Source organism: Streptomyces sp. NPDC059247, from assembly GCF_042754005.1.
Lineage (GTDB): Bacteria > Actinomycetota > Actinomycetes > Streptomycetales > Streptomycetaceae > Streptomyces.
This window is the reverse complement of the sequence record NZ_JBHYZW010000009.1, coordinates 80,751-94,501: the sequence shown is the minus strand read 5'-3', so window position 1 is coordinate 94,501 and position 13,751 is coordinate 80,751. Positions and strand designations below refer to the sequence as shown.

Below are 13,751 nucleotides of genomic sequence, written 5' to 3'. Positions count from 1 at the left end.
GGACCCCTCGCGGCCGGTGCGCGATCCGTCCGCCGGGGCGCCTCCCGTACCGCCGGGGACCCTTCCCGTACCGCCGTGTCCCCCACCACGCCTCCGCCGGAAGGCCGTTCGGGAGGGGCCGGAAGATCCGGGCTTGACCTCAACCAAACTTGAGGTACCACCATCCTCGACATGGACATCACCAACGCCGTCACGGCATCCACCGCCCCCGCCACGGCCCCCGCGCCCCTCGCGCTCGCCCTCGTCGTCGCCAGCGACCGCGAAGGCCGCTTCGCCCCGGTCGTCACCGACTGGTTCCGCTCCCACCTCGCCGAACGCGAGGACTTCACCGTCACCGTCGTCGACCTCGCCGACCTCGACCTCCCCACCGCCCTCTCGTACAACCCCTCCCCGGCCGTCCTCGCCGAACTCGCCAAGGTCAGCCCCGTGCTGGCCGCCGCCGAGGCCTTCGTCGTCGTCACCCCCGAGTACAACCACTCCTTCCCCGCCTCCCTCAAGAACCTGATCGACCGGCACTACACCGAATGGCAGGCGAAGCCCGTCGCCTTCGTCTCCTACGGCGGCATCTCCGGCGGTCTGCGGGCCGTCGAGCAGCTCCGCCAGGTCTACGCCGAGATGCACTCCGTCACCATCCGCGACACCGTCTCCTTCCCGCACGCCCACAGCCAGTTCGACGAGGACGGACGGCACAAGGACCCGGCGGGCGCCGAGGCCGCGGCCAAGGCCCTCCTCGACCAGCTCGCCTGGTGGGGACACGCCCTCAGGGACGCCAAGGCCGTCCGCCCCTACGGCGCGTGAGGGGCCGGTCCGATGCTGCTGCGGCTGCTCGTGCCCCGCCTCCGGCCCCACCGGCGGCTCCTCCTCCTGCTGGTCGTCCTCCAGCTCGTCCAGACGCTGGCCTCCCTCGCCCTGCCCACCCTCAACGCGGGTGTCATCGACGAGGGGGTCCTGCGCGGTGACACCGACCGGGTCCTCCGCGGCGGCGCCGTGATGGTCGCCGTCACCCTCCTCCAGGCCGTGGTCGCCGCCGCCGCCACCTACACCGGGGCGAGGATCGCCATGGGCGTCGCCCGCGACCTGCGCTCCGAGGTCTTCCGCCGGGTCCAGGAGTTCTCCGCGCGGGAACGGGGCCGGTTCGGCGCGGCCTCCCTCATCACCCGTACGACCAACGACGTCCAGCAGATCCAGACGTTCACCGTCATGGTCCTGACCATGCTGGTCGCCGCGCCGCTCCTCTGCGTCGGCGGGATCGCCATGGCCCTGCGCCAGGACGTGCCGCTCGCCCTGGTCCTGCTGCTCTTCGTGCCCGTGATGACCGGGGCCGTCGGCACGATCGTGCTGCGGATGAGGCCGCTGTTCCGGGGGATGCAGGAGCGCGTCGACGGCGCCAACCGGGTGCTGCGCGAGCAGATCACCGGCGTCCGGGTGGTCCGTGCCTTCGTCCGCGACCGGTACGAGAGGGAGCGGTTCGGCGCCGCCAACGACGAACTGCTCTCCGTCGGCCTCCGGGCCGGCCGGCTCCAGGCCCTGATGTACCCGACGGTGCTGATCGTCTGGGAGCTCGCGACCGTCGCCCTGGTGTACGTCGGCGCCCACCGCATCGACTCCGGCACGTTCCAGCCGGGTGGGCTCGTCGCCTTCCTCGGCTATCTGCTCCAGACCGCGATGTCCGTGATGATGGTCCTCTTCCTCCTCATGAACATGCCCCGGGCCGAGGCGGGCGCCGAGCGCGTCCGCGACGTGCTCGACACCCGCTCCTCGGTGGTCCCGCCGGCCGATCCGGTGCGGACCGCGGACGGCCGGGGGGAGCTGGAGGTGCGGGGCGCGGGCTTCCGGTACCCGGGCGCGCGGGAGCCGGTCCTCACGGACGTCGGTCTCGTCGCCCGGCCCGGTGAGACGACCGCGATCGTGGGCTCGACCGGCAGCGGCAAATCGACCCTCCTCGGGCTCGTGCCCCGGCTCTTCGACGCGGTCGGCGGCGAGGTGCTGATCGACGGCGTCGACGTCCGGCGGCTCGACCCGGCGCAGATGGCGAGGACGGTCGGACTCGTCCCGCAGAAGCCGTACCTCTTCTCCGGCACGGTCGCCACGAACCTGCGTTACGGCAGGCCCGACGCGAGCGACGAGGAACTCTGGCACGCGCTGGAGGTCGCCCAGGCGGCCGACTTCGTACGGGAGTCGGCGGACGGGCTCGACGCGCCGGTCTCCCAGGGCGGGACGAACTTCTCCGGCGGGCAGCGGCAGCGCCTCGCCATCGCCCGGGTCCTCGTCGCCCGCCCCCGGCTCTACCTCTTCGACGACTCCTTCTCGGCGCTGGACCCCCGCACGGACGCCCGGCTCCGCGAGGCCCTGCGCGAGGAGACGGCGGGCGCGACCGTCGTGATCGTCGCCCAGCGGGTCTCCACCGTCCGCGAGGCCGACCGGATCGTCGTCCTCGACCGGGGCCGGAACGCCGGAACCGGCACCCACACGTCCCTGATGCGGGACAACGCCACCTACCGGGAGATCGTCCTCTCGCAGCTCACCGAGGAGGAAGCGGCATGAGCACATCCACCACGGAGAACCCGACGACGGAGGAACCCCCCGGCCGGGACGACGCCCCCACCCGCACCACCGACGACCGTCCGACCGACCAGCACACCACCGACGACCGCACTACTGACGACCGTCCGACCGGCCACCGCACCACCGACGACCGCACTACTGACGACCGCGCCACCGACGTCCGGCCGACCGACCAGCACACCACCGACGACCACACCACCGACGACCACACCACCGACGACCACACCACCGACCAGCGGCGCGGCCCCGCCGCCGACATCCCCGAACGGTCCCTCTCCTTCCGGGCCTCCGGGCTCCGCCTCCTCCGTACCCTCGCCCCCGACCGGGCCCTGCTCCTCGCCGCCCTCGCCGCGGGCGCCACGGCCGTCCTCCTCTCCGTCCTCGGCCCGCTCCTCCTCGGCCGCGCCACCGACCTCGTCGTCTCCGGGGCCACCGGCCCCGCCGGGGTCGACTTCGCCGCCGTCGGCCGGGTCCTCGCCCTCTCCGTCCTGGTGGTCGCGGGCTCGGCCCTCTTCACCTGGATCCAGCTCCGGATCGCCACCACCGTCGTCCAGCGGGCCGGGCACCGGCTCCGCGAGCGGGCCCAGCACAAGCTGGCGAGGCTTCCCCTCGGCTACCTCGACCGGCAGTCGCGCGGTGAGGTCATCTCCCGCACCACCAACGACATCGACAACGTCACCCAGACCCTCCAGCAGGCCCTCAGCCAGATGATCAGGGCCGTCCTGACCCTGTTCGGCGTCCTCGCGATGATGTTCTGGATCTCGCCGCTGCTCGCCCTCGTCGCCCTCGCCACTGTGCCCGTCTCGGTCGCCGTCGCCGCCTTCGTCGGGCGCCGCGCCCAGCCGCAGTTCGTGAAGCAGTGGGCGGTCACCGGCAAGCTCGGCAGCCATGTCGAGGAGATGATCACCGGGCACACCGAGGTCGTCGTCTTCGGCCGCCGCGACGAGGCCGTGCGCCGCTTCGACGAACTGGGCGAGGAGCTGTACCGGGCGGGCTTCCGCGCCCAGTTCGTGTCCGGCTTCATCCAGCCCGCGCTGACCTTCGTCGGCAATCTGAACTACGTCGCCATCGCCGTCGTCGGCGGACTGCGGGTGGCGAGCGGCACCCTGTCCGTCGGTGACGTACAGGCCTTCATCCAGTACTCGTACGAGTTCAACGGCCCGGTCACCCAGGTCGCCGCGATGGCCAACCTCCTCCAGTCCGGGGTGGCCTCCGCCGAACGGGTCTTCGACCTCCTCGACGCCGACGAGGAGAGCCCGGACCCGGCCGCGCCGAGGCGGCCCGCCGAACTCCGCGGCGAGGTCTCCTTCGAGAAGGTGGCCTTCCGGTACGAGGAGGGCAGGCCGCTCATCGAGGACCTCTCGCTCACCGTCGAGCCCGGCAGCACGGTCGCGATCGTCGGCCCCACGGGGGCGGGCAAGACGACCCTGGTCAACCTGCTCCCGAGGTTCCACGAGGTGACCGGCGGCCGGATCACCCTCGACGGCGTCGACACGGCGGCGATGACCCGGGAGGAACTGCGCTCCGGCATCGGCATGGTCCTCCAGGACACCTGGCTGTTCGGCGGGACCATCGCCGACAACATCGCGTACGGGGCACCCGGCGAGGTCTCGCGGGAACGGATCGTGGCGGCGGCGCGCGCCGCGCACGCCGACCGGTTCGTCCGCACCCTGCCCGACGGCTACGACACCCTCCTCGACGAGGACGGCGGGGGCCTCAGCGCGGGCGAGAGGCAACTGGTCACCCTGGCCCGCGCGTTCCTCTCCGACCCGGTGATCCTCGTCCTCGACGAGGCCACCAGCTCCGTCGACACCCGGACCGAACTCCTCGTCCAGCAGGGCATGAACGCGCTCCGCGCGGGCCGCACCAGCTTCGTCGTCGCCCACCGGCTCTCCACGGTCCGGGACGCGGACGTGATCCTGGTGATGGAGAACGGCTCGATCGCCGAGCAGGGCACCCACGAGGAACTCCTCGCGGCCCGGGGCGCCTACGCCCGCCTGCACGAGGCCCAGTTCGCGACGGTGTGAGGCAACCGCGCGGGGAGCCGCGCGCGGGCTACGGTGAGGACGTGACCACACACGCCCTCACCGTCCTCACGACCACCGACAGCCGCGAGAAGGCCGAGGCCCTCGCCCGGGGCGCCGTCGAGGCCCGGCTCGCCGCCTGCGGCCAGGTCTCGGGCCCCGTGACCTCCGTCTACCACTGGCGGAAGGCCATCGAGACCGCCGAGGAGTGGCAGGTCCTCCTGAAGACCACGGAGCACCGGTACGAGGCCCTGGAGGCCCATCTCCTCGCCGCCCACGACTACGACACCCCGGAGATCCTCGCCACCCCCGTCGTCCGGGCCTCCGCCGCCTATCTGGCCTGGCTCGCCGAGGAGACCAGCGCCCCGTGACCCTGCCGTTCTTCGTCTACGGGACGCTGCGTCCGGGCGCGTACAACCACGACCGGCTCCTCCTCGGGCGCACCGGGGCGGAGGAGGCGGCCCGGCTGCCGGGGGCGCTGCTGCACGACGGTCCCGGCTACCCGTACGCCGTGCCCGGCGCGGGAACCGTCGTCGGCACCCTGGTGACGGCCGGGCCCGGGGCGTACGCGGGACTGCTCGACGCGCTGGACCGGATGGAGGGCGACGCCGGGTACGAGCGGGTCGCCCGCGAGGTGCTGCGGGTCCGGGACGGGGGCGGCACCCGCGCGTGGGTCTACCTCGCGGCCCCCGGCACCCCGCTCGGCCCGCTCATCGCCTCCGGCGACTGGTTCCGGCGCTCAGGGCCGGGCGGCGGGTGAGGCCAGCGCCTCGGTGACGCCCTTCTCCTCGGGTCCGAGGAAGTGCGGGTCGGGCCGCAGGCCGGCGTCCAGGGCCGCCTTGCCCGCGGCGAACAGCTCCCGGGTGGTGCCGTAGTACCAGGTGTCGTCGTGGGGTTCGGGCACCCCGACCCCCAGGGCGTCGACGCCCGCCCGGCCGCAGAGCGCCACCGCCCGCTTGATGTGGAAGTCCTGGGTGACGAGCACGGCCCGGTCGACCCCGAAGACCTTCCGGGCGCGGACACAGGAGTCCCAGGTGTCGAAACCGGCGTAGTCGCTGACGATCCGGTCGTCGGGCACCCCGCGCGCGGTCAGGTAGACGCGCATCGCGCTGGGCTCGTCGTACGAGGTCCTGCTGTTGTCGCCGGTGACCAGGAGGACCCGCACCTTGCCCGTCCGGTACAGCTCGGCGGCGGTGTCGAGCCGGTGCGCGAGGTACGGGGTGGGGCGCCCCTTCCACAGCCCGGCGCCGAACACGACGCCCACGTCCCGGGCGGGCACGTCGGCGGTCGTCCGCAGCTTCCCGGCGGCGGTGGTGTGAAGCCAGGTGACCGGGAGGAGGGCGAGGACCGAGGCCGCCATCACGGCCTGGACGGTACGGCGCCTGGCCCGGACGGTACGGGGGAGGAGCCGGGGGAGCCGGACCGGCATGGAGGAGCCTCCTGGTGTTCGACATGCTCGACATGTTCGACGGGGGTGCTGTCACCCGGTCCGACGTGATCCGGCCGGATTCGGTTCGCCGGACGCCCGGCTTGTTCCGTACAACACACCGGCGAGGAGCACCCCGGCGACGCCCCCGAGCAGTTGCGCGCCGACGAAGCCCGGGACCGAGGAGGGGGCTATGCCGGTGAACGAGTCGGTGAACGCGCGGCCGACGGTCGCCGCCGGGTTGGCGTAGGACCCGGAGGAGGTGAACCAGATGGCCGCGCCGATGTATCCGGCGACCGCGACGGGGGCGAGGGAGGAGCGCCCGATGTGCCGCAGGCCCTGCACGAGGAGGACGAGTCCGGCGGTGGCGACGAACTCGCCGAGGAGCAGATGGGGCGCCGACATCGAGGCGCCGGACCAGGTGACGGGCCGCCGCCCGAACATCGCCTCGGCGAGCAGCGCGCCCGCGACGGCCCCGGCGGACTGGGCGGCGACATAGGCGGCGACGTCCCGGCCGCCGCCCTCGGGCCGGGTGGTCCACCACTCGGTGAGCGTCACGACGGGGTTGAGATGGGCGCCGGAGAGCGGCCCGAGGAGCGCGATGATCAGCCCGAGGCCGATCGCGGACGCGGCGGCGTTGGCGAGCAGCCGGACGCCGAGGTCGTGGCTCAGGAGGTCGGCGCGGATGCCGGAGCCGACGATGACGGCGACGAGGGCGCCGGTACCGACGAACTCGGCCAGGACGCGCTGGTGGAGCGCGGGCGGAGACATTCTCATGGCGGAAAAGGTATTCCGCGCAATGGAATCGGGGAGTAAACAGCGAGCAAGGAAATCGAACAGGATCGTACGATCCCGCCATGATCGACGATGCGGTACTCAACAACGCCGAGTGGTGCCAGGCGATGTGCGCCGCCCACGGAATCTCCGGCACCTTCGGGCCCCGGGCCTGGAGCAGCGCCCGCCGCACCCCGCTGTACTACCCCGACGCGGTGACGCTCACTCAGGACGCCGCCGCCGAGGACGTCCTGGCCGGAATCGACCGCACGGCCCCCGGTGCCTCGGTCAAGGACAGCCACGCCCGGCTCGACCTCACGGCCGAGGGCTTCCGCCTCCTCTTCGAGGCCGACTGGATCCACCGTCCGGCCGGTCTCCCGCTGCCCCCGGCGGACGGCGACTGGCGGCCCGTCACCACCCCTCGGGAGCTGGCCGACTGGGCGCTCGCGTGGAGCGGCGGCGACCCGGAGGAGGCGGCGCTGTTCCGCCCCGGACTCCTGGACCACCCCGCGACGACCCTCGTCGCGGGACACGGCCCGGACGGGCGCCTCCTCGGCGGCGCCGTCCTGAGCGCGAGCACCGCCGTGACCGGGGTCTCCAACCTCTTCGCGGCCGAGGGCACCGGCCCGGCCGGGGTGTGGGCCGGCTGCCTCGCCCTCACGGACCCGGCGAAGCCGGTCGTCGGCTACGAGTCCGGCGACGACCTGCCCCCCGCCCTCGCGACGGGCTTCGAGAGGACGGGACCCCTGAGGGTCTGGCTGGACGGCTGAGAGCGGCCCGGGGCCGGGGGACGGGAGGGGGAGGGAGAGAGGCGGGGGCAGCGGTGTACGCGCGCGGGCCCCGCGCGACAGGGACCGGCCGCCGTACGGACCCGGCCGCCCCGCGTCCCCGGCCGCCCCGCGCCCCTGGCTGCCCCGCCCCCCCGGGTCACCCCGCCCCTGGACCCCTCGGCCCCCGCGACCACCCTCCGCCGCGCGGCCCCTTCTGTCGGCCCCGCCGGTTACCTTCGGTGCATGGAAGGCAACGAGCACAGCAAGGACCGCACGGACCACGAGGACCGCACGAACCGCACGGATCACGCGGACCGCAAGGACCGCGCGGGTCACGCGGACCGCAAGGACCGCGCGGGTCACGCGGACCGCAAGGACCGCGCGGGTCACGCGGACCGCACCCCCGGCGCCGCCCCCGCCGCCACCGAGAGCCGCTCCGCCACCCCCGGCTACGACACCGCCGCCACCGAGCGCTGGGCCGCCGAGCCCGACAAACGGCCGGGGCGCACCGCCTTCCAGCGCGACCGCGCCCGCGTGCTGCACTCCGCCGCGCTCCGCAGGCTCGCCGGGAAGACCCAGGTCGTCACCCCCGGCACCCGGGGCCAGGCCTGGGACGCCAGCCCCCGCACCCGGCTCACCCACTCCCTGGAGTGCGCCCAGGTCGGCCGCGAACTGGGCGCCGCCCTCGGCTGCGACCCCGACCTCGTCGAAGCCGCCTGCCTCTCCCACGACATGGGCCACCCGCCCTTCGGGCACAACGGCGAGCAGGCGCTCAACGAGGTCGCCCAGGACTGCGGCGGCTTCGAGGGCAACGCCCAGTCGCTCCGCCTCCTCACCCGCATCGAACCCAAGCACTTCGTACGGGACGCCGACGGCGAACCGGTCGGCCTCGGACTCAACCTCACCCGGGCCACCCTCGACGCCGCCACCAAGTACCCGTGGACGCGCGGCGGACACCCCGAGGACCCCGGCTCGCCCAAGTTCGGCGTCTACGAGGACGACCTGCCGGTCTTCGCGTGGATCCGGCGCGGTGCCCCCGCCCACCGCAAGTGCTTCGAGGCCCAGGTCATGGACTGGTCCGACGACGTGGCCTACTCGGTGCACGACTTCGAGGACGGGCTGCACGCCGGGCACATCGACCCCAACCTCCTCCTCGCCGAGCCCGAGCGGGCCGACATCTGGGCCGTCGCCATCGGCCGCTACGTACCGGAGGACACCGACCCGGGGGAACTGGCCGAGGCCCTCGACCGGCTCATGGACCAGGAGTGGTGGCCGCACGGCTACGACGGCTCCGCCGTCGCCCAGGCGCGGCTGAAGGACGCCACCAGCCAGCTCATCGGCCGCTTCTGCCTCGCCGCCGAGACCGCCACCCGGGAGGAGTACGGGACCGGGCCGCTCACCCGGTACGGCGCCGAACTGGTCGTCCCCCGCGCCGCGCGCAACGAGTGCGCCGTCCTCAAGGCGGTCGCCGACCGGTACGTCATGCAGCGCGCCGAACAGGAGGCGCTCCGCGCCGACCAGCGGATCGTCGTCGCCGAACTGGCCGAAGCCCTGGTCGCCCGCGCCCCCGACGGCCTCGAACCGCAGTTCCGGTCCCTCTTCGACGCGGCGCGCGACGACCGGGCCCGCAAGCGGGTGATCATCGACCAGATCGCCTCCCTCACCGACGCCTCCGCCCGCGCCCTCCACACCAGGATCCGCCCGCACCACGGCTGAACCGCGCCTCCCGGGCCAGGGCCGTTCGGCGGAACGCGCCCCCGGTCGGCCCTCTTCCGCTGCCACCCCCGGTGCGGGACGCTCACATGCGCGCCCCGGGGCGGTACGGCCCGACGCCCGCCCGGGGGCGTAGGTTGGAACCGGTCGCAAAGAGGAGGAAAGACGTGGTCGACGCAGATCAGACCTTTGTCATCGTCGGCGGGGGCCTGGCGGGGGCCAGAGCGGCGGAGACCCTGCGCGCCGAGGGGTTCAACGGCCGGGTGATCCTCATCGGCGACGAACGCGAGCACCCCTACGAACGCCCGCCGCTCTCCAAGGGCTATCTCACCGGCGCCAAGGAACGCGACACGGTCTTCGTGCACGAGGCCGCCTGGTACGCCCGCAACGACATCGAGCTGCACCTCGGGCAGCCCGTCACCGCCGTCGACCGCGAGGCCCGCACCGTACGGCTCGGCGACGGCACCGTCATCCGCTACGACAAGCTGCTCCTCGCCACCGGCTCCGAACCGCGCCGCCTCGACGTCCCCGGCACCGAGCTGGCGGGCGTCCACCACCTGCGCAGGCTCGCCCACGCCGACCGGCTCCGGCAGGTCCTCGCGGGCCTCGGCCGGGACAACGGACACCTGGTGATCGCCGGAGCGGGCTGGATCGGCCTGGAGGTCGCCGCCGCCGCCCGCGGCTACGGCGCCGAGGTCACCGTCGTCGAGTCCGACCCCACCCCGCTGCACCGGGTCCTCGGGCCCGAGCTGGGCCAGCTCTTCGCCGATCTGCACACCGACCGGGGCGTCCGCTTCCACTTCGGCGCCCGGCTCACCGAGATCGTCGGCCAGGACGGCATGGTCCTCGCCGTCCGCACCGACGACGGCGAGGAGCACCCGGCGCACGCCGTGCTCGCCGCGATCGGCGCCGCCCCCAGGACCGCCCTCGCCGAGAACGCCGGGCTCGCCCTCGTCGACCGGGCCGACGGCGGCGGCATCGCCGTCGACGAGTCGCTGCGCACCTCCGACCCCGACGTGTTCGCCGCCGGGGACGTGGCCGCCGCCCACCACCCGCTGCTGCACACCCGGCTCCGCGTCGAGCACTGGGCCAACGCCCTCAACGGCGGGCCCGTCGCCGCCCGCGCCATGCTGGGGCAGCAGGTCTCCTACGACCGCGTCCCCTACTTCTTCACCGACCAGTACGACCTGGGCATGGAGTACTCCGGCTGGGCGCCCCCCGGCTCGTACGACCAGGTCGTCGTCCGGGGCGACACCGGCAAGCGCGAGTTCATCGCCTTCTGGCTCAAGGAGGGCCGGGTCCTCGCCGGGATGAACGTGAACGTGTGGGACGTCACAGAGCCGATCCAGCGGCTCATCCGCTCCCGCACGCGCGTGGACGCCGAAGCCCTCGCCGACGCCTCCGTCCCCCTGGAGGACCTCGTCCGGTAGGTAGACTCTGTGCGTGGCAGGCAGGATCAACGATGACGACGTGAAGGCGGTACGGGACGCGGTCCCGATCGACGCCGTCGTGTCCGAGTACCTCCAGCTCCGCAACGCGGGCGGCGGGAACCTCAAGGGCCTCTGCCCCTTCCACGACGAGAAGTCGCCCTCCTTCCAGGTCAGCCCCGGCAAGGGACTCTTCCACTGCTTCGGCTGCCAGGAGGGCGGCGACACCATCGCGTTCGTGATGAAGATCGACCACCTCTCCTTCTCGGAGACGGTCGAGCGCCTCGCCGCCAAGGCGGGCATCACCCTGCGGTACGAGGAGGGCGGCTACAACCCCGGCCACCAGCGCGGCGAGCGCATCCGCCTGATCGAGGCGCACAAGGCCGCCGCCCAGTTCTACATCGACCAACTCGACTCGCCCGAGGCCGAGATCGGCCGCAAGTTCCTCGCCGAACGGGGCTTCGACCAGGCCGCGGCGGCGCACTTCGGCGTCGGCTACTCCCCGGCCGGCTGGGACCACCTCACCCGCTTCCTGCGGGGCAAGGGCTTCACCGACAAGGAACTGCTTCTCTCCGGGATCTCCCAGGACGGCCGACGCGGTCCCATCGACCGCTTCCGGGGCCGCCTCATGTGGCCGATCAGGGACGTCGGCGGCGAGATCGTCGGCTTCGGCGCCCGCAAGCTCCGCGACGACGACAACGGCCCCAAGTACCTCAACACCCCCGAGACCCCGGTCTACAAGAAGTCCCAGGTGCTCTACGGCATCGACCTGGCGAAGAAGGACATCGCCAAGGCCAGCCGCGCCGTCGTCGTCGAGGGCTACACCGACGTCATGGCCTGCCACCTCGCCGGGGTCACCACCGCCATCGCCACCTGCGGCACCGCCTTCGGCGGCGACCACATCAAGATCCTCCGCAGGCTCCTCATGGACAACGGCTCGGCCCGCGTCATCTTCACCTTCGACGGCGACGCCGCCGGACAGAAGGCCGCCCTGCGCGCCTTCGAGGACGACCAGAAGTTCGCCGCCGAGACGTACATCGCCATCGCCCCCGACGGCATGGACCCCTGCGACCTGCGGCTCGCCAAGGGCGACGAGGCCGTCGCGGAGCTGGCGGAGCCCCGTACCCCGCTGTTCGACTTCGCCCTCCGGCAGATCGTGAAGCGCTACGACCTCGACACCGCCGGAGGACAGGCCGCGGCCCTGGACGAGGCCGCCCCGATCGTCGCCAAACTCAAGAACCTGGCCGTGCGCCACGGCGTGGCGGTGAAGCTCGCCGGAATGCTCGGCATCATGGACGAGCGGTTCGTCGTCCAGCGGGTGAGCCGGATCTCCCAGTGGCAGCGCGACCGCGGCGGACGCGGACCGGCCACCGACACGACCCGCCGCGAGATGCCGCAGGTCCAGGCACCCACGGCGCCCTCCGGACCCGCGCTCAACCTGCGCAGCCCCGCCCACCGCACCGAGCGGGAGCTCCTCAAGCTGGCCCTCCAGCGTCCCGAGCTGGTCTCGCCCTACTTCGACGCGTACGGCGCCGACGAGTTCACCGCACCGCCGTACGCGGCCGTCCGGCAGTGCGTGCAGGCCGCCGGAGGCGCCGACGGCGCGCCCGCCGACTACCTCGACGCCGTCCGTGGGGCCGCGCCCGACGACACGGTCCGCTCCCTCGTCACGGAGCTCGCGGTGGAGGCCATCTTCGCCGCCAAGGCGGCCGACGAGGTCTACGCCGCCGAGCAGCTCGTCGCCGTCCGGCTCCGCGCCGTCGACCGCCGCGTCGATCAGCTGAACTCCGCCCTGAAGCGGCTGGGCGGGGCGCCTCAGGAACAGCAGGCGACCGCGCAGCAGGAGCTCTTCGTCCTCCAGCAGTACAAGACGGCCCTCAAGACGCACGGCGCCGCCGCCCTCTGACGCACGTTCCGTCACGCACCACTGGCAAAAAGTCACCGCACGCCCCTCGTGGCGGCGATGTGTCGTACCCCACACTGGGTGACGGAGCCGTTCCGCCCCTCCCTGGAGGTCGCCCGCCGTGCAGACCCAGACCGTGTCGCAGGAACCGGCCGAACCCGGCGAGGACGCGGAGGAGGAAGCCGCGCCGCCGCCCCCGCGCCGCCGCGCCGACCCCGGGAGCAACGGACCCTCCTCGGACCTGTTCCGCCAGTACCTCCGCGAGATCGGACGCATCCCGCTGCTCACCGCCGAGGAGGAGGTCGATCTCGCCCGCCGCGTCGAGGCCGGTCTGTTCGCCGAGGAGAAGCTCACCGGGACCCCCGACCTCGACTCACGGCTCGCGGGCGACCTCGACCGGATCGTCGTCCTCGGCCGGATCGCCAAACGCAAGCTCATCGAGGCCAACCTGCGCCTCGTCGTCTCCGTCGCCAAACGGTACGTGGGCCGGGGCCTGACCATGCTGGACCTCGTCCAGGAGGGCAACCTCGGCCTCATCCGCGCCGTCGAGAAGTTCGACTACGCCCGGGGCTACAAGTTCTCCACGTACGCCACCTGGTGGATCCGCCAGGCGATGTCCCGCGCCCTGGCCGACCAGGCACGGACCATCCGCGTTCCCGTGCACGTCGTCGAACTCATCAACCGGGTGATCCGCGTCCAGCGCCGGATGCTCCAGGAACGCGGCTACGAGCCCACCGCAGAGGAGGTCGCCGCCCAGCTCGACCTGCCGCCCGAACGGGTCGGCGAGGTGCTGCGGCTCGCCCAGGAACCCGTCTCCCTGCACGCCCCCGTCGGCGAGGAGGACGACGTGGCCCTCGGCGACCTCATCGAGGACGGCGACGCCACCTCCCCGGTGGAGTCGGCCGCGTTCCTGCTGCTCCGCCGCCATCTGGAGGACGTCCTCTCCACCCTCGGCGAACGCGAACGGAAGGTCGTCCAGCTCCGCTACGGCCTGGACGACGGCAGGCCCCGCACCCTGGAGGAGATAGGCCGCATCTTCGGCGTCACCCGGGAACGCATCCGGCAGATCGAGTCCAAGACCCTCGGCAAGCTCCGCGACCACGCCTACGCGGACCAGCTGCGCGGCTACCTGGACTGAACGGGCCGACG

At 73.2% G+C, this 13,751-nt stretch carries 12 protein-coding genes; 10 read left to right on the top strand and 2 right to left on the bottom strand.

Annotated features, from left to right (window positions below; genetic code table 11):
* Positions 1 to 171 precede the first annotated feature (171 nt).
* The 5 genes from ACFXGN_RS18375 to ACFXGN_RS18355 are packed head-to-tail and all read left to right on the top strand — an operon-like array spanning position 172 to position 5,349.
* On the top strand, positions 172 to 798 hold the full coding sequence (locus ACFXGN_RS18375; protein WP_384859999.1) for an NADPH-dependent FMN reductase: 627 nt from the start codon (positions 172 to 174) through the stop codon (positions 796 to 798).
* Positions 799 to 810: 12 nt separating this feature from the next.
* Positions 811 to 2,544: an ABC transporter ATP-binding protein gene (locus ACFXGN_RS18370; protein ID WP_384859996.1), complete on the top strand. Its 1,734-nt coding sequence runs from the start codon at positions 811 to 813 to the stop codon at positions 2,542 to 2,544.
* Positions 2,541 to 4,592 carry an ABC transporter ATP-binding protein gene (locus ACFXGN_RS18365; RefSeq protein WP_384859993.1) on the top strand — a complete coding sequence of 684 codons (2,052 nt, stop codon included), beginning with the start codon at positions 2,541 to 2,543 and terminating at the stop codon, positions 4,590 to 4,592. Before ACFXGN_RS18370 ends, ACFXGN_RS18365 begins: the two co-directional genes overlap by 4 nt.
* 41 nt (positions 4,593 to 4,633) lie before the next feature.
* Positions 4,634 to 4,960 carry a divalent-cation tolerance protein CutA gene (gene cutA, locus ACFXGN_RS18360; RefSeq protein ID WP_384859990.1) on the top strand — a complete coding sequence of 109 codons (327 nt, stop codon included), beginning with the start codon at positions 4,634 to 4,636 and terminating at the stop codon, positions 4,958 to 4,960.
* Entirely contained in the window at positions 4,957 to 5,349 is a 393-nt protein-coding gene (locus ACFXGN_RS18355) for a gamma-glutamylcyclotransferase family protein (RefSeq protein ID WP_384859988.1), read from the top strand. The genes cutA and ACFXGN_RS18355 overlap by 4 nt, the downstream gene beginning before the upstream one ends.
* On the opposite strand, the gene ACFXGN_RS18350 is transcribed toward ACFXGN_RS18355, so the two are convergent.
* Positions 5,329 to 6,018 (bottom strand): vancomycin high temperature exclusion protein, encoded by a 690-nt coding sequence (locus ACFXGN_RS18350; protein ID WP_384859985.1) that lies wholly within the window; start codon positions 6,016 to 6,018, stop codon positions 5,329 to 5,331. The genes ACFXGN_RS18355 and ACFXGN_RS18350 overlap by 21 nt on opposite strands.
* 51 nt (positions 6,019 to 6,069) lie before the next feature.
* The gene (locus ACFXGN_RS18345; RefSeq protein ID WP_384859982.1) at positions 6,070 to 6,792 is read right to left on the bottom strand and encodes an aquaporin; all 723 of its coding nucleotides are present in this window, start codon (positions 6,790 to 6,792) and stop codon (positions 6,070 to 6,072) included.
* 80 nt (positions 6,793 to 6,872) lie between these two features.
* Here ACFXGN_RS18345 and ACFXGN_RS18340 point away from each other — a divergent pair, with 80 nt between their 5' ends.
* The 5 genes from ACFXGN_RS18340 to ACFXGN_RS18320 all read left to right on the top strand — a co-directional run bounded on the left by ACFXGN_RS18340 (position 6,873) and on the right by ACFXGN_RS18320 (position 13,740).
* Positions 6,873 to 7,559 carry a hypothetical protein gene (locus ACFXGN_RS18340; RefSeq protein ID WP_384859979.1) on the top strand — a complete coding sequence of 229 codons (687 nt, stop codon included), beginning with the start codon at positions 6,873 to 6,875 and terminating at the stop codon, positions 7,557 to 7,559.
* Positions 7,560 to 7,802: 243 nt separating this feature from the next.
* Complete coding sequence (locus tag ACFXGN_RS18335) at positions 7,803 to 9,275, top strand: deoxyguanosinetriphosphate triphosphohydrolase (protein WP_384859976.1); 1,473 nt, start codon at positions 7,803 to 7,805, stop codon at positions 9,273 to 9,275.
* A 164-nt stretch (positions 9,276 to 9,439) separates the two neighbouring features.
* Entirely contained in the window at positions 9,440 to 10,702 is a 1,263-nt protein-coding gene (locus ACFXGN_RS18330; RefSeq protein WP_384859973.1) for an NAD(P)/FAD-dependent oxidoreductase, read from the top strand.
* A 13-nt stretch (positions 10,703 to 10,715) separates the two neighbouring features.
* On the top strand, positions 10,716 to 12,605 hold the full coding sequence (dnaG, locus tag ACFXGN_RS18325) for a DNA primase (protein ID WP_384859971.1): 1,890 nt from the start codon (positions 10,716 to 10,718) through the stop codon (positions 12,603 to 12,605).
* A 118-nt stretch (positions 12,606 to 12,723) separates the two neighbouring features.
* Complete coding sequence (locus ACFXGN_RS18320; protein WP_384859968.1) at positions 12,724 to 13,740, top strand: RNA polymerase sigma factor; 1,017 nt, start codon at positions 12,724 to 12,726, stop codon at positions 13,738 to 13,740.
* Positions 13,741 to 13,751: the final 11 nt, after the last annotated feature.

What these genes read in the sequence shown, in the direction of transcription:
- ACFXGN_RS18375 (WP_384859999.1), top strand. Translation starts at nt 172, where the DNA reads ATGGACATCACCAACGCCGTCACGGCATCCACCGCCCCCGCCACGGCC.
- ACFXGN_RS18370 (WP_384859996.1), top strand. Translation starts at nt 811, where the DNA reads ATGCTGCTGCGGCTGCTCGTGCCCCGCCTCCGGCCCCACCGGCGGCTC.
- ACFXGN_RS18365 (WP_384859993.1), top strand. Translation starts at nt 2,541, where the DNA reads ATGAGCACATCCACCACGGAGAACCCGACGACGGAGGAACCCCCCGGC.
- ACFXGN_RS18350 (WP_384859985.1), bottom strand. Translation starts at nt 6,018, where the DNA reads ATGCCGGTCCGGCTCCCCCGGCTCCTCCCCCGTACCGTCCGGGCCAGG.
- ACFXGN_RS18345 (WP_384859982.1), bottom strand. Translation starts at nt 6,792, where the DNA reads ATGAGAATGTCTCCGCCCGCGCTCCACCAGCGCGTCCTGGCCGAGTTC.
- ACFXGN_RS18340 (WP_384859979.1), top strand. Translation starts at nt 6,873, where the DNA reads ATGATCGACGATGCGGTACTCAACAACGCCGAGTGGTGCCAGGCGATG.
- ACFXGN_RS18335 (WP_384859976.1), top strand. Translation starts at nt 7,803, where the DNA reads ATGGAAGGCAACGAGCACAGCAAGGACCGCACGGACCACGAGGACCGC.